Source organism: Rhizobium sp. BK176 (assembly GCF_024808055.1).
In genome coordinates this window covers 344719-362511 of sequence record NZ_JANUBV010000002.1, presented here as the reverse complement: position 1 = coordinate 362511, position 17793 = coordinate 344719, and the positions used below count along the sequence as shown (strand labels likewise).

Annotated in this window: 20 protein-coding genes and 2 tRNA genes; 10 read left to right on the top strand and 12 right to left on the bottom strand. The window is 61.8% G+C overall.

The genetic code is table 11. The features are described from left to right. The first annotated feature begins 182 nt into the window (after positions 1–182). Entirely contained in the window at positions 183–428 is a 246-nt protein-coding gene (locus FHT76_RS11080; protein ID WP_259126693.1) for a hypothetical protein, read from the top strand. 18 nt (positions 429–446) lie between these two features. Here the strand turns inward: FHT76_RS11080 and FHT76_RS11075 are convergent, their stop codons facing one another. After that, positions 447–836: a hypothetical protein gene (locus FHT76_RS11075; RefSeq protein WP_183859843.1), complete on the bottom strand. Its 390-nt coding sequence runs from the start codon at positions 834–836 to the stop codon at positions 447–449. A gap of 218 nt (positions 837–1054) precedes the next feature. On the opposite strand from FHT76_RS11075, the gene FHT76_RS11070 reads away from it, so the two are divergent. Beyond that, on the top strand, positions 1055–1960 hold the full coding sequence (locus FHT76_RS11070) for a DUF1499 domain-containing protein (RefSeq protein WP_183752192.1): 906 nt from the start codon (positions 1055–1057) through the stop codon (positions 1958–1960). 43 nt (positions 1961–2003) lie between these two features. Here the strand turns inward: FHT76_RS11070 and FHT76_RS11065 are convergent, their stop codons facing one another. The 3 genes from FHT76_RS11065 to FHT76_RS11055 are packed head-to-tail and all read right to left on the bottom strand — an operon-like array spanning position 2004 to position 3671. Next, positions 2004–2453: a thiol-disulfide oxidoreductase DCC family protein gene (locus FHT76_RS11065; RefSeq protein WP_183859841.1), complete on the bottom strand. Its 450-nt coding sequence runs from the start codon at positions 2451–2453 to the stop codon at positions 2004–2006. Positions 2454–2456: 3 nt separating this feature from the next. Continuing rightward, on the bottom strand, positions 2457–3374 hold the full coding sequence (locus tag FHT76_RS11060) for an MBL fold metallo-hydrolase (protein WP_183859839.1): 918 nt from the start codon (positions 3372–3374) through the stop codon (positions 2457–2459). Beyond that, complete coding sequence (locus tag FHT76_RS11055) at positions 3375–3671, bottom strand: cupin domain-containing protein (RefSeq protein ID WP_112661495.1); 297 nt, start codon at positions 3669–3671, stop codon at positions 3375–3377. It abuts the gene before it with no gap. Positions 3672–3831: 160 nt separating this feature from the next. Between FHT76_RS11055 and FHT76_RS11050 the strand changes: the two genes are divergently transcribed. After that, a tRNA-Gln gene (locus FHT76_RS11050) sits at positions 3832–3906 on the top strand. Between the two features lie 153 nt (positions 3907–4059). On the opposite strand, the gene FHT76_RS11045 is transcribed toward FHT76_RS11050, so the two are convergent. Beyond that, positions 4060–4470 carry a hypothetical protein gene (locus FHT76_RS11045; protein WP_183859837.1) on the bottom strand — a complete coding sequence of 137 codons (411 nt, stop codon included), beginning with the start codon at positions 4468–4470 and terminating at the stop codon, positions 4060–4062. 271 nt (positions 4471–4741) lie between these two features. Here FHT76_RS11045 and FHT76_RS11040 point away from each other — a divergent pair. Continuing rightward, a tRNA-Pro gene (locus tag FHT76_RS11040) sits at positions 4742–4818 on the top strand. Between the two features lie 232 nt (positions 4819–5050). After that, positions 5051–5284, top strand: a complete 234-nt coding sequence (locus FHT76_RS11035) for a hypothetical protein (RefSeq protein ID WP_183859835.1) — start codon at positions 5051–5053, stop codon at positions 5282–5284. 112 nt (positions 5285–5396) lie between these two features. On the opposite strand, the gene FHT76_RS11030 is transcribed toward FHT76_RS11035, so the two are convergent. Continuing rightward, on the bottom strand, positions 5397–5612 hold the full coding sequence (locus FHT76_RS11030) for a hypothetical protein (protein WP_016553119.1): 216 nt from the start codon (positions 5610–5612) through the stop codon (positions 5397–5399). Positions 5613–5740: 128 nt separating this feature from the next. On the opposite strand from FHT76_RS11030, the gene FHT76_RS11025 reads away from it, so the two are divergent. Beyond that, positions 5741–6562, top strand: coding sequence for a bifunctional allantoicase/(S)-ureidoglycine aminohydrolase (locus FHT76_RS11025; RefSeq protein WP_183859833.1), 822 nt, complete (start codon positions 5741–5743; stop codon positions 6560–6562). A 268-nt stretch (positions 6563–6830) separates the two neighbouring features. Continuing rightward, the gene (locus FHT76_RS11020; protein ID WP_183859831.1) at positions 6831–8669 is read left to right on the top strand and encodes an ABC transporter ATP-binding protein; all 1839 of its coding nucleotides are present in this window, start codon (positions 6831–6833) and stop codon (positions 8667–8669) included. Between the two features lie 44 nt (positions 8670–8713). On the opposite strand, the gene cysN is transcribed toward FHT76_RS11020, so the two are convergent. From cysN to FHT76_RS11005, 3 genes are all read right to left on the bottom strand, one after another. Then, positions 8714–10201 (bottom strand): sulfate adenylyltransferase subunit CysN, encoded by a 1488-nt coding sequence (gene cysN, locus FHT76_RS11015; RefSeq protein WP_183752103.1) that lies wholly within the window; start codon positions 10199–10201, stop codon positions 8714–8716. A gap of 1 nt (position 10202) precedes the next feature. Continuing rightward, positions 10203–11156, bottom strand: coding sequence for a sulfate adenylyltransferase subunit CysD (gene cysD / locus FHT76_RS11010; protein ID WP_183859829.1), 954 nt, complete (start codon positions 11154–11156; stop codon positions 10203–10205). Positions 11157–11268: 112 nt separating this feature from the next. Next, positions 11269–12015: a phosphoadenylyl-sulfate reductase gene (locus FHT76_RS11005; RefSeq protein WP_183859827.1), complete on the bottom strand. Its 747-nt coding sequence runs from the start codon at positions 12013–12015 to the stop codon at positions 11269–11271. Positions 12016–12426: 411 nt separating this feature from the next. Here FHT76_RS11005 and FHT76_RS11000 point away from each other — a divergent pair, with 411 nt between their 5' ends. The 3 genes from FHT76_RS11000 (at position 12427) to FHT76_RS10990 (ending at position 13869) form a co-directional block, all read left to right on the top strand. Next, positions 12427–12873, top strand: a complete 447-nt coding sequence (locus FHT76_RS11000; protein WP_183752097.1) for an Rrf2 family transcriptional regulator — start codon at positions 12427–12429, stop codon at positions 12871–12873. 129 nt (positions 12874–13002) lie between these two features. Beyond that, the gene (locus tag FHT76_RS10995; protein WP_183859826.1) at positions 13003–13389 is read left to right on the top strand and encodes a DUF6152 family protein; all 387 of its coding nucleotides are present in this window, start codon (positions 13003–13005) and stop codon (positions 13387–13389) included. Between the two features lie 3 nt (positions 13390–13392). Beyond that, positions 13393–13869, top strand: coding sequence for a DUF6644 family protein (locus FHT76_RS10990; RefSeq protein WP_183752093.1), 477 nt, complete (start codon positions 13393–13395; stop codon positions 13867–13869). A 15-nt stretch (positions 13870–13884) separates the two neighbouring features. On the opposite strand, the gene betA is transcribed toward FHT76_RS10990, so the two are convergent. The 3 genes from betA to betI form a co-directional block, all read right to left on the bottom strand. Next, positions 13885–15537: a choline dehydrogenase gene (betA, locus tag FHT76_RS10985; RefSeq protein WP_259126695.1), complete on the bottom strand. Its 1653-nt coding sequence runs from the start codon at positions 15535–15537 to the stop codon at positions 13885–13887. 106 nt (positions 15538–15643) lie between these two features. Further along, positions 15644–17113: a betaine-aldehyde dehydrogenase gene (gene betB, locus FHT76_RS10980; protein ID WP_259126696.1), complete on the bottom strand. Its 1470-nt coding sequence runs from the start codon at positions 17111–17113 to the stop codon at positions 15644–15646. Further along, a complete protein-coding gene (betI, locus tag FHT76_RS10975) occupies positions 17110–17709 on the bottom strand; it encodes a transcriptional regulator BetI (protein ID WP_183859820.1) in 600 nt (199 codons plus the stop codon). Before betI ends, betB begins: the two co-directional genes overlap by 4 nt. Positions 17710–17793 lie beyond the last annotated feature (84 nt).

The following is a 17793-nucleotide window of genomic DNA, read 5'->3' as shown; positions in this document are numbered from 1 at the left end:
CAACGAAAATTTCCCGCAATGAGATGACGCCAATCACGGGTTACAGTCAACTAAAAGAATGGCTTAGGGTTACGAGCCGGTTCTGCGATCGCTGCGTGTCGACCGATCCGGGCGCGCGAACGGCTTTCGCCCGCCCGGGATCGCCTGTAAGAAGGCGGCTTGCACGATACTGGAAGGCAAGCATGGCACTGCGCGATCGATTCTCGAAGAAACTGACCTGCCCGCAATGCGGCAATACGGGTTTTGCCGAAGCCTCCGAAATCGATGATCCGAAGCGCAAGCATCCGGGTTTCAGCGTCGACCACTTGCCGCGCGGCTTCTTCATCCAGCGCCCCTCCAATCATCAGGAAACCTGCATGATCATATGCGAATGCGGCCGCAAATTCCCGTTTCGCAGTGTGGCCGAGGCAGCCGTGGCGCGCGATTAGCCCTGAAAGAGCTCGAGGTCAGAACCGTTCGAGGACCTTGATGAAGGCATCGGCGAATCGGACGAGGTGGGCTGTCGCGGGGTCCGGTGCTTCCATCCGGATTTCGGTGCCGCTGTGATCGAGTACAGCGAGAACGACACGCATCTTCTCGTTGGAGGAGGGGATGCGGAGCACGGCGATCCGTTTGCAGTCGTCCATCAATCCCTCGGCGGGAAGGTCGAAAAGGAATTCGCCGCCGGCCTTGGCCGAAGCCACGCGCACCGTCTCGCAGAAGTCGGATTTGCCGTCATATCCATCGAGGGACAATTCCAGTTCCAGAAGCTCTATCGGCAGAAGCGGATCTGCATGATCGGTTGTCGCCCCCAGCGTCGGCGCCTGGGTTCCCGATGCGAGCTCCGGTGCAATCATTGCCCTTCTCCTGTTGGTCGGTTGCAGCGCGAACCACACAACTGCAAATCAACGAATATCAGAAAATGCTCACGCACGCCATTGTCGTCTTCTCCGTGGATTGCGTGCCTCGGATCGACACAACAGTTTCAATTTAGGCGAATCTTGCACTAAACAAGTCGAGGGCGATTTTGCGCGTTCATGCGGGACGCGCCGCTTGCGAGTAACCGGTAAGTTTGATGGCAATCCGTTTCGACCGCCCCGTTTCAAGTGCCGCCCGCTTCTCGCGGCGCTTCGGGGCATTTGCGCTGGTTCTTTGCCTTGCCGCTCTGGTCGGTCACCGCTTCGCCGGCCTTGCCACGCCATACCTGGTGCTGGTGCTGATTGTCTCTGCGGGCTTCGCACTGCTGGCAGCGCTGCTTGCCTTCGCCGGCCTCCGCAGCCTTTGGCTGACAGGGGCCGAAGGTGGGCTGGATGCCTTGAAAGCCTTGATTTTTGTTGCTCTTCCGCTGGCGCTCGGCGCAATTGCTGCCGAACGATATTTCATGCTGCCGGCAATCTACGACGTCTCGACCGATCTCGTCTCCGCCCCGGATTGGCTGAAGACGCCGAATGCCGACCAGATCTGGCTGAAGCGCCCGCCAGCTGCGACGCCGGAAGACCGTGAAAAGCAACTCGAGGCCTATCCGGAGCTGACCGGCCGTCGCTACGACGGTGCGATAGACCGCGTGCTCCAGGCCGTGAAGAAGGTCGCCAAGCAGAGCGGCATTCGGATCACTCGCGCCGATGGCGACGACGAGCCAAGCGATATCGACGATCGGCCGGTCAAGCCGCAGCCGGATGATGGCGCGGTTGCCGAGGCACCGGAAGCCGTGCCGATCCCGACGCCGCGGCCTTATGATGACGATGTCGCGCAGCTGATTCGCCGGGCCAATGGCGTCACGCTCCAGGGCGAAACCCGCACCTTGGTCCTCGGCTTGCGTTTCGACATCGTCATCCGTTTGCGCGAAGAAGCCGAAACCACCCTTGTCGATGTCAGGGTCGCCTCACGCTACGGCCCTCACGACCTTGGCCTCAGCGCCGATGTTGCCGAGGACTACCTGAAGGCTCTGGATTCCGAATTGCTCGGCATCGCCGGCAGCTAGTCGCGTTTCGGTTTAGCCGTCGGAACCAGTCGTCCCCGATTGATTACCCTAGGAATCGGCGCCTCTGATCCGGGCTAGGCACGAAGCAGGTGGTTCGCCTGCCGGCAATGCGCAGACGGTTTCGCGCCACGAATTCGTAGAGCCTGTCGGCAAGCCCCCGCGGGAGCAGTCGAAGGACGCCTACAAGTGACCAGGGAAAGCCAAGCGCTTCGATCATACGGATCGTCCCTCTCGACTTGAAGTGCGCGCGTCCGTCTTCGATCAGGATATTGGTTTCGTAGTCGCGTCCATCGAGCCCGTAGTGGCGATAGAGCGCTTCCCCGAGTGGCGATTGCGCCGCAAGAAAGCGATAGCGCTCAGCCTTGTCGCGCCTCAGCACGAACTGGACCCACGCCGAGCAGAACACGCATTCTCCATCGAAGACGATGAGAGGCTTGTCATCCGCGAATTCGGGCACGCCGGCATCGGCGCGATAGCTGTAGGCCTCGCGCACGGACTATCTCCGCTTTGCCGGCCGGTATGACCCGAGCAGGGCAGGCGGCCCGTCGGTTTCGATCTCACCGCGCTCCAGCAGATCCTCGATATGGGCAAGCACCGAGAGGGCGGCGGCGCCGTGCAGGCGTGGATCCGTTTCGCGATAGATGACCTTTACCATTTCGGGAATGTTGCGATCGCCGGCTCGGATGCGGCCGAGCACAGCCCGTTCGCGCATTCGTCGATGGGTTTTCAGCGCCCGCATGAACGAGATCGGCTTGTGCACGGGGCCCCCATGTCCCGGAAGCAGAATGCGGTCATGCCGCGCAATCAGCTTGTCGAGGGAGGCCAGGTAATCCGACATGGAGCCGTCTGGCGGTGCGACGATGGAAGTTGCCCACGCCATGACATGATCGGCGGAAAACAGGATCCCCGTCCCCTCGAGCGCGAAGGCCGCATGGTTGGCGGTGTGTCCCGGCGTCAGGACGCCGGTCAGGCTCCAACCGTCGCCCGCGATCGTTTCACCATCGCGAATTGTGATGTCGGGTCTGAAATCCAGGTCCGAGCTCTCGGCAAAAGGGTTGATCTCGCCTTGGTACAGCGGGCGGGCGGCGCGGTGCGGTCCCTCGGCCACGATCCGTGCCCCGGTCGCCGCCTGCAGGCGCCGCGACAGCGGCGAGTGGTCGCGATGTGTGTGGCTGACGAAGATGTGGGTGACCTCGCGTCCGTCGAGCGCTGCCAACAAGGCATGGAAATGTGCCTCGTCTTCAGGGCCGGGATCGATGACGGCCGTGGATTGATCCCCAATGATGTAACTGTTGGTACCGTAGAAGGTGAAGGCGCTCGGGTTGTTGACCGTGATGCGCTGTACGCCCGAGGCAACTGGCACGGCTTGGCCATATGCGGGCTCGAAAGCCAGATTGAATTCGGGACTTGCCATTTATTTGTATTCGATCTCGATGAAGGACATCGGCTGATCGCCGGCATTGACGACATTGTGCTCGGTGCCGGCATCGCGCCGGTAGGCGGCGCCCTTGGCAATGTCGACCCTGCGGCTGCCGTCCTTCTCCTCCAGCAGGAACTGGCAATCGGTCATCGGCACGACGACGTAGCCCATTCCATGCGTATGGACGCCCGTATCGGCGCCCGGCTCGAAGTCCCAGCGCGTGATCCGAACCACGGCGTCGTCGAGCAGCAGCGTTGCGAGGGCAGGCGGTCGGGCACGGTATTGGCTCATCGTCACTCCATCGTCCGGGACGGCTGAGGCGAGACCTAGCATGGTGACGCAGAAAGCGCACAGAAATATGCCACGGCCCGAAACTTAATGATTGTGACGGCAGGCGAGCTTTGCTAAGCAGGCGTCGATTTGGCAAGCGGTCTCCGCTTTCAAGCTCTGGTGGGGCGTCGCCAAGCGGTAAGGCACCGGTTTTTGGTACCGGCATTCCCAGGTTCGAATCCTGGCGCCCCAGCCACTGAACTCCAGCAATGATAAACACTCGCTTGCGCAGATGTCAGCTGCGACCGAAGCCGCGTGGCGACACGCGATGAGTGGCACCCACTCGATACAAAAAAAGGCGACCCGTCGTAGGGCCGCCTTCCAAAGCCACTTGCTGTGCCGGTTCTTACTACGCGGGCTGTGCCGGTGCCAGGAACTCGGCACAATAGGACGGGCCGCTGACGCCCGGGATGTCGCCGACGACGCGGATGCTGCGGATCGTGTAGTCGGAGCTGGTGACGATTTCGGCCTGGCAGCGCAGGTACTGCGTGCGGGCCGCCGCGATCTGCTTGCCGCGCTTGCCGTCCGCACCGTCCGCATATTTTGCCGGAACGCGCACGGTCTTGTAGCCACCCTTCCAGGTGTAGGTGACGCCAGAGCCGTTTTCGACGTCGTTGATCGGCGGGCCGAAGGCGGCGAAGAACTTTCCGGCGGACTGGCCAACCCAGCGGCTGGAAATCGGATCGGCAGAGGTCTGAATCGTCGTGCAGCCGGCAAGCGCAATGGCAAGCCCAGCCGCGGCAAAGGTGCGGAGTTTCATTCTTTCGTCCCTGAAATGTTGTCGCGCATTCGACGGCGGGAACTGCTGGTCTGCAGCGGTTTCCGCTTGTCCCGCCGAGCGCTTTAGCGCGGAACCCGGCAAAAGAAAATCGGCCGACCTTCGCAATCGCAAAATTTGCCGCAAGTGTGTCTTTTTGTTCCACTTACGCGGCCGAGATGGGGGCTGGCCGCGTCTGTAAAAAATGCGCCGGCTTTTGAATTTTGGTGCTTGCGCAACAGGATGGGCCGGTCTATAGAGGCGCCGCTGGTCACGGAGTGTAGCGCAGTCTGGTAGCGCACCACGTTCGGGACGTGGGGGTCGAGTGTTCGAATCACTCCACTCCGACCAGCCGAAAAGCCCGCGAAAGCGGGCTTTTTTCTTTGCTTGCCGCCCAGGTCATGGCGCGGCAGCACCGGCCCTTTGTTCTCACCGCTTTGCCGAAAGGCCTGCTTCGTCGGCGTCGCAAACAGACGCCTAATTGTCGCTTTTCGGTATTCATAAATATAAGCGAGGACTAAAGTACCGTCCTTCACACAAAATATATCAGACAAGCGCGCGTCGAGCGGGCGAGGAACAGTGCATGAAGGCCTCGGAGTACAGAGCTGCGGTTGCCGTCACGGGACTGGGCGCCGCGGGTGTCGAAAGGCTGTTTGCTGTCGACCAGATCACGTCGCGTCGCTGGGCTTCAGGCGAAGCCGAAGTGCCGCGCGCGGTCGGCCTATGCCTGCTGTTGATGGCGTCGGCGAACGTTTCGGTGGCGCAGGCTGAGATACTGGCCGACGACACCGATACTGGACTTGCCAAGATCGCCTGAGTGTCCGTCCGCTCATCGCGAAATCGGAGTGCAAGACCGGTCTGGCTCGACGTATCCGCGTCGCCCTACCTTGCGGACAGGCGGCGAGATTGTCCGGTTTTGACGTATATCCTTACACCCCAAGAATGGCATCGATCTCGGCAATCAGGGCGGCATAGCTCTCGATATGTCGATAATACTCGTTGCGGATCTGTTCGGTGATGTCGGAGAGCGGGCCGGATCCCTCGGCACGGAAGTGCTTCACATCATTCTCCGTCATGGATTTGAGGTTGCCCTCGTACTCCTTGACCTTCTCAGCATAGTCTTCCCGAAGTTTTTCCAGACTCATGGCATCTCTCCTCAGGCGGCCAGGCGCTGTGGACATTCTGCCGCGTGGTGGCGGCAATCTAAAGGTTGCCTAGAATAGATGCGGCGCTTAAAGCAGATTGACAATCCCGGCCCGTGAAAAGTGAATCAATGAGCAAAGCAAACTTTTATTCCAACATGGGCGGCCTGCCGCCGCAGACCGAACTCCTGTCCAGCAAGGCCGTGTTCACGACAGCCTATGCGGTCATCCCCCGCAGCGTGATGACGGACATCGTCACCAGCTATTTCCCGCACTGGGAAGGCACGCGCGCCTGGGTGATTTCCCGCCCGCTGACCGGTTTTTCCGAGACGTTTTCGCAGTACATCATGGAAGTGCAGCCGGGTGGCGGCAGCGACCGGCCAGAACCTGAGAAGCGCGCCGAAGGCGTGCTCTTCGTGGTCGACGGCGAGATGACCGTCGAGTTCGAGGGCGCCTCGCATGCAATGCGCCCTGGTTCCTTCGCCTTCCTGCCTGCCGGCTCCCGCTGGACGCTGTGGAACAAGAGCGCGGCGCCCGTGAAGTTCCACTGGATCCGCAAGGCGTTCCAGGAGGTCGAAGGGCAGGATCCGCCGCCGGCGATCTTCACGCATGAGGAAAATCATCCGCCGCAGCCGATGCCCGACACCGACGATGCCTGGGCAACGACCCGCTTCATCGATCCGGCCGATCTTCGTTACGACATGCACGTCACCATCGTCACGTTCGAGCCGGGCGGCGTCATTCCGTTCATGGAAACGCATGTGATGGAGCACGGCCTCTACGTCCTCGAGGGCAGGGCGGTCTATCGCCTCAACAGGGATTGGGTAGAGGTGGAAGCCGGCGACTTCATGTGGCTGCGCGCCTTCTGCCCGCAGGCCTGCTATGCCGGCGGTCCGGGCCGCTTCCGCTACCTGCTCTATAAGGATGTCAACCGCCACATGCCGCTGTGGTAGGCGCGCTGGCGAGGCCGACAAGCCGGGACCGTCAGGCAGGACGCCGGCATATGATCTGACATACCCGGTGCTGGTTTTGCATTCTGGCGACGCCAGCGCCGACTGTTGCGCGCAGATGACATCTCGCGCCTTTCGCCAGCTGCGATATTGAGAAGACCGCTCTTGTCTGCGATGCTTGGGTCTCAATTCCTGCAGCTTCGGGAGACCAACATGAAAACGATCCTGTCCAACCAGAAAGGAAACATCGACCACAAGGACATGACGCTTCATGATTTCTCGGTTCTCGCGCGCAAGGAAAAGCACGCCACGCCATAAATCCTCTCTTTGGGTCTTCCGGACCCGGCAGATCGATGCCGACCGTGAACGCCGGCCTTCGCGCTGGCGCAAATTTCTCTCCTACTATCGGCCGCATCTGCCTTTGCTGCTGGCGGACCTGTTTTGTGCAATCCTCGTTGCCGGCACGGCGATCGCGCTGCCGCTCTGCGCCAACTACGTCACGCGCTATCTTCTGACGCTGAGCGATACGCCGCAGGCCTTCGGGGAGATTCTGGTTATCGGGGCCGCCATGCTCGCGATCCTCGTGCTCCAGAGCGTCGCCATCTTCTTTGTCGACTATCAGGGCCATGTGATGGGTGCCCGGATCGAGGCGGCGGTTCGCCAAGAGCTCTTCGAGCACTGCCAGAAGCTCTCGTTCAGCTTCCACGACACGCAGCGCACCGGTCAGCTGATGAGCCGCATCACCAATGATTCACTGTGGTTGGGTGAGCTTTTCCACCATGGTCCCGAAGACCTCTCCATCGCCGTGCTCAAATATGGCGGGGCAATGGTTGTCCTGTTCTACATCGATCCGCCGTTGGCCGGCATCATCCTTCTGCTTACACCGCTGGCCATCGCCTATGCGTTGCATTTCAATCGACGCATGAACCGCGCGCTCGACGCCAGCAAGCAACAGATCGCCGCCGTCAACGAGCGCGTCGAAGATGCCTTGGCGGGCATTCGTGTCGTCCAGTCCTTCGCCAACGAGGCCAGGGAGAAGGAGCGCTTCGCCGATCTCAATCAGGGCTTTCTCCGCAGCCGTGCTGACGGCTACCGCAGCGAGGCCTGGTTCTCCGTTGGGACGGAGACCTTCGCGCAGCTCATCACCATCCTTGTCATCATCGTCGGGGCTATCCGCATCCTGACGGCGGAGCTCACCGTCGCCGATCTCCTGACGTTCCTGCTTTGCGTGGCGGTGCTGGTCGACCCAGTCAGGCGGTTGGCCAACTTCGTACGGCTTTGGCAGGAGGGCTACACCGGTTTCGTCAGGGCCATGGAGATACTGGAGATCGCACCTGACATCACGGACCAGCCCGGAGCCCGGCCTTTGTCGGTTCCTCACGGGGAAATCACCTTCTCCGAGGTCACGTTCGGCTATGCTGACGAGGGCGCCAGCGTGCTCGACAACGTTTCCCTGACCATCGCGCCGGGCGAGTTCGTGGCTTTGGTGGGGCCTTCAGGCGTGGGCAAGAGTACGCTTTGCGCACTCATCCCACGCTTCTACGACATCCAGTCCGGGGCAATCCGCATTGATGGTGCCGACCTTCGCGACGTGACGTTGGCGTCGCTGCGCCGCCATATCGGCATCGTACAGCAGGATGTGTATCTGTTCGCCGGCACGATAGCGGAAAACCTGCGCTACGGACGGCCGGACGCGACGGATGCCGAAGTGGTGGCCGCCGCTCGTGCCGCGAACGCGCATGATTTCATCATGGCGTTACCCGACGGCTACGACACAGATATCGGGCAACGCGGGGTCAAGCTCTCGGGCGGCCAGCGCCAGCGTCTCACGATCGCTCGCGTTTTCCTCAAGGACCCGGCGATCCTGATCTTCGATGAGGCGACGAGCGCGTTGGACAACGAGAGTGAACGCGCGGTGCAGCGTGCGCTGCTGAGTTTGGCGAAGGGGAGAACAACGCTGGTGATCGCCCACCGTCTGTCGACCGTTCGCCACGCCGACCGCATTCTGGTTCTCACGGGCGATGGCATCGTCGAGCATGGAACCCATGAGGATCTCATGGCCCATGACGGGGTCTATGCCAACTTGCATCGGGTGCAGGCGAGCATGTAGAATTCGTGGCCCGCTCGATTGGAGCGGGCCACGGCAAACATTCGTCAGATGTCGCTGGCCGCGTTCGACCAGAGGTCGGATGCTTCAGCGGCCGTCATGCGCCGCACCTCCGCCTCGTGGCGGCGGTTGGCGAAAAGCTCGCTGGCCATGATCTGGTCGGCGAGATCGGCCGGCAGAGACAGGATCACGCGGGCGTCGCCGCCGTGGATGCCGCCGAGTTCGCTCCGCTTTCCTGATATCATGCCGCCGGCCACCGTGTTGTTGGTGTCGGGATCGATCAGGATGAAGGAGCCGGATGCGCGGTTTTGTTCGTAGGGATCGAAGATCGCCTGTTCGTCGAAGGCGAGGCGTACCTTGCCGATCGCATTCATGTAGAGCGTGTCCACTGGAGCCCAGGCACCCGTCTTCAGCTCAAGCTGTGCCACCGGCTGTACCTGAACGCGCTGGCGACGGCTACCGCTCTTCAGCCAGTAGCGCTTGCCGGCTTCTATGCCCTCAGGCTGCAACGCCACGATCTGCGCATCGAAAGAGAGGCCTACCTGCGGCTGGCTGTCGATCGAGACGATCATATCGCCGCGGGCAACGTCCACCTGTCGGTCGAGGACTAGCGTGATCGCGTCGCCGGCAACGGCGGCGTTGCGCACCAGATCGAAGGTGACGATCTTGGTGACGTTGGCGACCATGCCCGACGGCAGGATCATGACGCTGTCGCCCGGCTTGACGGAACCGCCAGCAACCGTGCCCTGGTAGCCACGGAAGCTTTCGCCCGGGCGCGATACGCGCTGCACCGAGAAGCGGAAGCCGGTCGCCTGCGACGAGCGGACGGTGGCAAGCTCGAGCGTCTCGACCAGCGTCGGGCCGGCATACCACGGCATCGCTGCTTCGCCGGAGTAGACGACGTTCTCGCCCTTCAAGGCCGACATCGGGATCGCGGTGATCTGCTTCACGCCGAGCGACAGGGCGAATTCGCGGAACTCGTGCGTGATCTTGTCGAAGCCGGCGCGGTCGTAGTTCGTCAGGTCGATCTTGTTGACTGCAAGTACGAACTGCTTGATGCCGAGCAGCGAAGCAATCGTCGCGTGACGGCGCGTCTGCTCGAGAATGCCGGCGCGTGCATCGACCAGCAGAACGGCGAGATCGGCGGTGGATGCGCCGGTCGCCATGTTGCGGGTGTACTGCTCGTGGCCGGGCGTATCGGCGACGATGAAGGAGCGCTTGTCGGTCGAGAAATAGCGATAGGCGACATCGATGGTGATGCCCTGTTCGCGCTCGGCCTGCAGGCCGTCGAGCAGGAGTGCAAAGTCTGGCAGGCCGAGATCGTTCTGCTTGCCGGTGGAATCGCGCTGCAGCGTGGCGGCCTGGTCTTCCTTGACTGCCTTGGTGTCCCAAAGCAGGCGGCCGATCAGGGTGGACTTGCCATCATCGACGCTCCCGCAGGTGATGAGGCGCAGCGGTCGCGAGTCGCGGGTCGCCGTCGCGGGTTCTGCGGCGGGCACGGCGAGGGCGTGTGCGGCGGTTACGGCTGCGGTCATCTCAGAAATATCCTTCACGCTTCTTCTTTTCCATGGAGCCGGACTGGTCGCGGTCGATGGCGCGGCCCTGTCGTTCGGAAACCGTGGCGATTTCCAGCTCCGCGATGATGTCTTCAAGGGTGGTGGCGGTAGAGCGGATCGCGCCCGTCAGCGGGAAGCAGCCGAGCGTACGGAAGCGGATGGAATCTTCCTGCTTGGTTTCGCCGGGCAGCAGTTCAAGCCGCGGATCGGAGGCAGCGATCATCATGCCGTCGCGCTCCACATAGGGGCGCTTTGCCGCGAAATAGAGCGGCACGATCGGAATGTTTTCCGCCTGGATGTAGCGCCAGATGTCGACTTCGGTCCAGTTCGACAGCGGGAAGACGCGAACGCTTTCGCCCTTGCGGATCTGGCCGTTGTAGACGTTCCAGAGTTCCGGGCGCTGGTTGCGCGGATCCCAGCGATGGTCAGGCGTGCGGAAGGAGTAGATACGCTCCTTGGCGCGGCTCGCTTCCTCGTCGCGGCGGGCGCCGCCAAAGGCTGCGTCGAACTTTCCGGCGTCGAGCGCATTGCGCAGCGCTTCGGTCTTCATGATGTCGGTGTAGCGCGCCGAACCGTAGGTGAACGGCGTGATGTTTTCGGCGGCACCGCGCGGATTGATGTGCTCGATCAGGTCGAGATCGTACTTCTTTACGATCTCGTCGCGGAAGGTAATCATCTCCGCGAACTTCCAGCCGGTGTTCACGTGCAGCAGCGGGAAGGGGACGCGGCCGGGGTAGAAGGCCTTGCGTGCAAGATGCAGCAGGACCGACGAGTCCTTGCCGATCGAGTACAGCATCACCGGCTTTTCGAATTCGGCGGCGACTTCGCGGAAGATATGGATCGCTTCGTTTTCAAGCGCCTTCAAATGCGGGTCGAGCGGCGGCTTGGCGCTCTGGGGATTGCTGAGTTCCGTATCCGGACGGCTATCGGGCATTTCTAACTCCAGACTTCGATCATTCCAGAAAGGGAGGCATCCGGAACGAGGTGCATTTCAGACTTCGAGGAGCGCAGGCGGGAAGCCGCGCTCCGATCCCGAAGTCGACGGGTTACTGTTGCGCGGCAATCGCCGAGGCTTCTTCAGCCACGTGCAGGCCGCATTCGCGCTTTTCGTCCTGCTCCCACCACCAGCGGCCGGCACGCTCCGGCTCGCCGGGCTTGATCGCCCGCGTGCAGGGTTCGCATCCGATCGAGGGGTAGCCACGGGCATGCAGTGGATTGACCGGCACACCGTTGTCGGCGACGTACGCCTTGATGACGTCGATGTCCCAATCGGCGAGCGGGTTGACCTTCAACAGGTGGCGCTCGGCGTCATACTCGGCAAACGGCGTTTCCGCGCGGTTGGCCGACTGGCCGCGGCGCAGACCGGTGATCCAGATGGTTGCCCCATCGAGTGCGCGCGCAAGCGGCTTCAGCTTGCGCACGCCACAACAGGCATGTCTGGCTTCGACGCTTTCGTAGAAGCCGTTCAGGCCGTATTTTGCGGCATAGGCGTCGATATCGGCCTGCTCCGGTTCGTAGCGGCTGATGTGGATGTCGTATTGCTTCTCGGTCTCGTCGATCAGCGCCAGCGTTTCCGGAAACAGACGTCCCGTCTGCAGCGTCGCGACGTCGATCGGCAGGCGGTGATTGCCGATTTCGGCAGTGATGACCTGGTCTTCGATGCCGAGGGACGTAGTAAAGACGACGCGGCCACCGAGACCGGCGACGAACGACAGACGCCCGGCAAGGTCAAGGCCTGAGAGTTTCGCGTTCAGCGTTTCCGCTTCAGCGTTTGGATTGGCAGCAACAGTCATGGGGATCCTGTCCTTGATGTTGGCCGGAGTATCGCAGGTCAGGCTTGGATCGGACAGAAAAACGGATTTCGAAAGCGGCGGCGATAGGAGCAAATATCTCTCCCCGGCCGCTGCAATGCGGAAAAGCAGCCGCGCCAGCAATGGTTCGCAGCGGTCAAACTAATTGTCTATTGATTTAGTAGGGTAACACATTGCCTGTCAATCGGAAATGTGAAGTGATGACATCTAGGGTGCATTTTGGCGTAAATTTCGACTATTGGCCGAGGGTGAAAAACAAGGCCAAAAACCTTGTCTCTCAAGGGTTTCGCCGGCTTGTTCAAATTCCGTTCATGCGGCGCATGCCATAGAGGCAGGACAGAGCTTGCGGTGGGTTCCTGATTCCGCCCGCCATGTGTGTGTCGACGGTCAAAGATGATTACGCAGAAGGCAAAATATGCGCTAAGGGCGCTGACAGTATTGGCGGCAGCCGATGACGGCGAGCCGGTGATGATTTCCGACATTGCGGCGCAGCAGAAGATACCGAAGAAATTCCTCGAACAGATTTTGCTCGACCTGAAACATCAAGGTATCGTCGTCAGCCGTCGTGGCAAGCAGGGCGGCTATCTCCTGCTGAAGCCGGCCGACATGATCACCTTCGGCGAGGTATTACGCATCATCGATGGCCCGATCGCACCGCTTCCATGCCTGTCGATCACTGCCTATCGCAAGTGCGACGACTGCGATGGTGAGCAGAACTGCGAGATCCGCCACGTTTTCGCCAAGGTGGCCGACGCGACCCGCAAGGTCCTGTTCTCAACCACGATTGCTGATGCCGTTGCTCCGGCAAAGGTCGCGCAAGTGACCCGCATGCTCGCCTAGGGCTAGGTCCCATCGACCGTTGGCCGCTCCACTTGGCATTGTGCTCCTGCCTCAAGATTCGGTGAGATAGCTTTCCGTCGCCCGACGCTGCGCCAATTCGCTCCTTTGCAGAGGTAGGGAGAAACGAACATGCACGTCATGGACACGAAACGAATGATAGTCGGTGCAATCCTCGTAGTCACCTTGGCGACGGGAGCCGCCGCGCATCACGGCTGGTCGTGGGCCGAGGGTGAGCAGACGGAATTGCGGGGTACCATCGAGAAGATAACGATGGGAGGCCCGCATCCGACCCTCGATGTTGCGACCGCCGACGACGGCGTCTGGCTTGTCGAACTTGGCAACCCCAGGCAGACCGAACGCTCGGGCTTTGTCGAAGGATCGGCCAAGAAAGGCGATTCGATCGTCGTGCTTGGAAACCGCTCGCAGAAGCCCGACGAAAAGCGGATGAAGGCGGTACGGATCACGGTCGCCGACAAGCGTTTCGACATCTATCCGGAACGGATTCAGACGAACTGAGCGATGGCGATCGAGCTCCTGGAATGGCTCGCCGCAACCCCGTTGTCGTCAGGGCTGCGGCGCTCGGCGCTTGTCTACATGGCAGTCAATGCCGCCCATATCCTTTCGATCGGGCTGCTGATCGGGGCGATCCTGCCACTGGATCTGCGGCTGATGGGCTTGTTCGGCTCGCTGCCGCTGGCGGTGCTTGGCCCGTTCCTGTCACGGGCCGCGGCCGTCGGGCTTGTGGGAGCTGTTCTCACTGGCTTTGCTCTTTTCAGCGTCAAGCCGATCGAATACGCCGAAAATCCGGCCTTCCTGGCGAAGCTGGGGGTGTTGGTCCTCGGCATTTTGAACGCGGCCGTCGTCCATGCGCAAGCAGCCTGGCGACGGGCCGTGTCGGGCTCTTCGCCCGCCTTCAGCTTGCGCCTTCAGGCGGGCCTCTCCGCAGCGGTGTGGACGTCCGCGTTGCTTGCCGGTCGCTGGATCGGCTTCGTCTGATAGCGGTCGGCAGTTCTACCGATCGCTCGTTTCCCAGCGCGGGTTGATCCAGGGCTCCTGGTTGGAGCGCGGCAGAGGCTGCTTGCCGAGGATGTGGTCGGCTGCCTTCTCCCCCGTCATGATCGACGGGCCGTTCAGGTTGCCGTAGGTCACATGCGGGAAGATCGACGAGTCGGCGACGCACAGACCGTCGACGCCGATGACGCGCGTCTCAGGATCGACGACGGCCATCGGATCGGTCTTCGCGCCCATCTTGCAGGTGCCGCAGGGGTGATAGGCGCTTTCGAGATGCTCGCGCAGGAAGGCGTCGATCTCCTCGTCGGTCTGCACTTTCTCGCCCGGCTGGATCTCCGGTCCGCGATACTGGTCGAAAGCCTTCTGGCCGAAGAGCTCGCGGGTGAGCCGCACGCAATGGCGGAATTTCTCCCAGTCCTCAGGATGGCTCATATAGTTAAACCGAATGACGGGGTCCGCCTTCGGGTCCGACGAAGCCAGCGTGACGTTGCCGCGCGACTTCGACAGATTGTAGCCGACATGCACCTGGAAACCGTGGCTCTTGGCTGCCGCCTTGCCGTCATAGCTGATCGCCACCGGCAGGAAATGGTATTGGATGTCGGGCTGCTTGACGCCGGGCGCCGAGCGCAGGAAGGCGCACGCCTCAAACTGGTTCGAGGTGCCAAGGCCAGATTTGGTGAACATCCATTGCGCGCCGGCGACCCCCTGCCAGAACCACGGCAGCCATGAATAGAGCGAAACCGGCTTGGTGCTGACCTGCTGGAAATAGAATTCCATGTGGTCCTGCAGGTTTGCGCCGACGCCTGGCCGGTTGGCTTTTACCTCGATCCCCATGTCCTGCAGGTGCGCCCCGGGCCCGATACCCGACAGCATCAAGAGCTTCGGCGAATTGAACGACGAAGCCGAGACGATCACTTCGCGGGTGGCCTTGATGACCTCGATCTTACCGCCGCGCTCGATCTCGACACCGACTGCCCGGCCGTTCTCGATCACCACCTTCTGGGCGTGGCCATAGACGACCTCGACGTTCGGGCGTTTCAGCGCTGGCTTCAGATAGGCTGAGGCCGCCGACCAGCGACGGCCGCCGAAGATCGTCTGCTCCATCAGCCCGAAGCCTTCCTGCTTCGAGCCGTTGTAATCCTCTGTCGTCTCGAAGCCTGCCTGCTTGCCGGCTTCGACGAAGGCGCGGAACAGTGGGTTGCGGAAGACGCCGCGCTGGACGTGCAGCGGCCCATTGGTGCCGCGCCAGCCTTCCTCGCCGCCGTGGCTGTGCTCCATCCGCTTGAAGTAGGGGAGAACGTCGGCATAGGCCCAGCCCTGCGCGCCGAGTTCTTCCCAGCGATTGTAGTCCTCGGCGTGGCCGCGCACATAGACCATGCCATTGATCGAGGAGGAGCCGCCGATCACCTTGCCGCGCGGCGCAGTGATGCGCCGGTTGTTTAGGTTCGGTTCGGGCTCTGAGAGATAGCCCCAGTTGTAGCGCTTCATGCTCATCGGCCAGGCAAGCGCCGCCGGCATCTGGATGAACGGCCCGAAATCCGAACCGCCCGCCTCGATGACGATGACGGTATTCTTGCCGTCTTCCGAAAGCCGGTAGGCCAGTGCGGAGCCCGCCGATCCGGAGCCGATGATGACGAAATCTGCCTGCTGCATGATGTGCTTCTTTTCCGATTCCCCGCCTCATCCTCGGATTGGCCGCAGAGCCGATCGGGACGAGGCGAAATTGAATGCTACCTGCCCGGATGGGGCGCTTGCCGCCTCAATACGGCGCCTGCACCGGCCCCATGCCGACATAAACCGTCTTCAGTTCCGAATAGTATTCCAGCGCGGCCAGCGAATTCTCGCGTCCGAAGCCTGACTGTTTGGAGCCGCCGAACGGGATTTCGACAGGGCAGAGATTGTAGGTGTTGATCCACAGCGTGCCGGCCTCGAGCTGGTCGACGACGCGATGGCCGCGCGCCAGGTCTGATGTGAAGACGCCGGCGGAGAGGCCGAATTCGGTCGCGTTGCCGCGGGCGACCACCTCGGCCTCGTCGTCGAAATCAAGCACGCACATGACAGGTCCGAAGATCTCCTCGCGAGCAATCGTCATCTCGTCGGTGACGTCGGCAAACACGGTCGGCTGCACGTAGTAGCCTTCGCCGGAGACGTTGTTCGGGATGCCGCCGCCGGTCACGAGCGTCGCACCCTCGGCCTTGCCCTTCGCGATGTAGGAGAGAACCTTGTCGCGCTGCGCCCAAGATACCATTGGCCCGAGTTGCGTCGCCTCGTCCATCGGATCGCCGATCAGGATGGCTTCGGTGCGGGCCTTCAGCCGCTTCAGGAACTCAGCCTTGATCTTGCGCTGCACGAAGACGCGCGTGCCGTTCGAGCAGACCTGGCCGGTCGAATAGAAGTTGCCGAGCATGGCGCCGCCGACGGCGCTGTCGATATCCGCGTCGTCGAAAATGATCAGCGGCGACTTGCCGCCGAGCTCCATGGTGACGTGCTTGAGGCTGCCGGCAGCCGCCGCCGCGACCTTGCGGCCGGTCGGCACCGAGCCCGTCAGCGACACCTTCGCGACATCAGGGTGGTTGACCAACAGCGGTCCCGTTTCGCGGTCGCCCTGGATGACGTTGTAAAGTCCCTTCGGGAGGCCCGCTTCGTGCAGGATTTCGGCAATGGCAAGCGCGCCGAGCGGCGTGTTTTCCGATGGCTTGAAGACCATGGCGTTGCCGGCGGCAAGCGCCGGTGCGCCCTTCCAGCAGGCAATCTGCTGCGGATAGTTCCAGGCGCCGATGCCGACGCAGACACCAAGCGGCACGCGCTTGGTGTAAGCGAAATCGCCGCCGAGCGGGATGTAGGAGCCGTTGAGGCCGGCAGCTGCGATGCCGCCGAAGAACTCGAAGCTGTCGGCCCCCGATGTCGGGTCGGCGACGATCGTTTCCTGGATCGGTTTGCCGGTATCGAGCGTTTCCAGTTCCGACAGCTCGCGGTTGCGCTCGCGAATGAGGTCGGCGGCTCGCTTCAGGATGCGGCCGCGCGCCGTGGGGCTCATCGCCGCCCATTCCGGCTGGGCGCGCTTGGCCGATGCGATTGCCTTTTCGACGATGGCGGGCGTTGCCGCGTGCAGCCGGGCGATGACCTCGCCGGTCGCCGGATAGATGCTTTCGATGACGCTGCCGACTTCATCCTCGACGTATTCGCCGTCGATGAAATGGGAGGCTTTCGGCTGGGCTCTGAGGGTCACTGGATCTGTCCTTTCGCAAGGGCGGCAAGCTGTGAATTGATGTAGTCTTCGGTAAGCGAGATCGATGCCTCGATGCTGACAGGCGCAGACCTCAGACTTTGGCGGATATAGAGCCCGTCGATCATCGCAGCCGCGCCTTCGGCAATGCGTTCTGCGGCATCGCCGGGGCAGAGCGCTTTCAGGTTGGCGACGAGGTTCGACCGCAGACGGCGAGCGTAAATGACGAGGAAGCGCCGCGTCTCTTCGGAGCGCTGAGCCTCGGCATAAAAGGCGAGCCAGGCGGCAATCGTTGCCGGCGCGAACTGGTCGGCCTGGAAGCTGACACGGATGACAGCGGAAATCTTCGCACGCGGCGCATCCGCCGCTTTCAATGCCGTCACCGCGTCGTCGCGCAGTTGCTTTAGGAGAGAGCGGACGGTTTCGATCAGCAGCTGTTCCTTGCTGCCGAAGTAATGATGCGCCAGTGCCGGCGATACACCGGCCTGTCGGGCAATTTCCGACATGGTGACGGTCAGCGAGCCGTGATCGCCGATCACGCGCAGCGCGGCGTCGACGAGCGCCTTTCGGCGAACCGGCTCCATTCCGACCTTGGGCATCGCATCACTCCATGAAGATGCCTCATCATAATTTTGATTGACTGATCAATCAATAAAAATCTGAAAGGGCTTGAAAAGGCTAAC

Coding starts and splice junctions, on each gene's coding strand:
- FHT76_RS10990 (WP_183752093.1), top strand. CDS start 13,393: ATGGCGATCGAGCTCCTGGAATGGCTCGCCGCAACCCCGTTGTCGTCA.
- FHT76_RS11045 (WP_183859837.1), bottom strand. CDS start 4,470: ATGAAACTCCGCACCTTTGCCGCGGCTGGGCTTGCCATTGCGCTTGCC.
- FHT76_RS11060 (WP_183859839.1), bottom strand. CDS start 3,374: ATGGCAAGTCCCGAATTCAATCTGGCTTTCGAGCCCGCATATGGCCAA.
- FHT76_RS11080 (WP_259126693.1), top strand. CDS start 183: ATGGCACTGCGCGATCGATTCTCGAAGAAACTGACCTGCCCGCAATGC.
- FHT76_RS11055 (WP_112661495.1), bottom strand. CDS start 3,671: ATGAGCCAATACCGTGCCCGACCGCCTGCCCTCGCAACGCTGCTGCTC.
- FHT76_RS11035 (WP_183859835.1), top strand. CDS start 5,051: ATGAAGGCCTCGGAGTACAGAGCTGCGGTTGCCGTCACGGGACTGGGC.
- betA (WP_259126695.1), bottom strand. CDS start 15,537: ATGCAGCAGGCAGATTTCGTCATCATCGGCTCCGGATCGGCGGGCTCC.
- FHT76_RS10995 (WP_183859826.1), top strand. CDS start 13,003: ATGCACGTCATGGACACGAAACGAATGATAGTCGGTGCAATCCTCGTA.
- FHT76_RS11070 (WP_183752192.1), top strand. CDS start 1,055: ATGGCAATCCGTTTCGACCGCCCCGTTTCAAGTGCCGCCCGCTTCTCG.
- FHT76_RS11000 (WP_183752097.1), top strand. CDS start 12,427: ATGATTACGCAGAAGGCAAAATATGCGCTAAGGGCGCTGACAGTATTG.
- FHT76_RS11075 (WP_183859843.1), bottom strand. CDS start 836: ATGATTGCACCGGAGCTCGCATCGGGAACCCAGGCGCCGACGCTGGGG.
- FHT76_RS11020 (WP_183859831.1), top strand. CDS start 6,831: ATGATTTCTCGGTTCTCGCGCGCAAGGAAAAGCACGCCACGCCATAAA.
- FHT76_RS11025 (WP_183859833.1), top strand. CDS start 5,741: ATGAGCAAAGCAAACTTTTATTCCAACATGGGCGGCCTGCCGCCGCAG.
- cysD (WP_183859829.1), bottom strand. CDS start 11,156: ATGCCCGATAGCCGTCCGGATACGGAACTCAGCAATCCCCAGAGCGCC.
- FHT76_RS11030 (WP_016553119.1), bottom strand. CDS start 5,612: ATGAGTCTGGAAAAACTTCGGGAAGACTATGCTGAGAAGGTCAAGGAG.
- FHT76_RS11005 (WP_183859827.1), bottom strand. CDS start 12,015: ATGACTGTTGCTGCCAATCCAAACGCTGAAGCGGAAACGCTGAACGCG.
- betI (WP_183859820.1), bottom strand. CDS start 17,709: ATGCCCAAGGTCGGAATGGAGCCGGTTCGCCGAAAGGCGCTCGTCGAC.
- cysN (WP_183752103.1), bottom strand. CDS start 10,201: ATGACCGCAGCCGTAACCGCCGCACACGCCCTCGCCGTGCCCGCCGCA.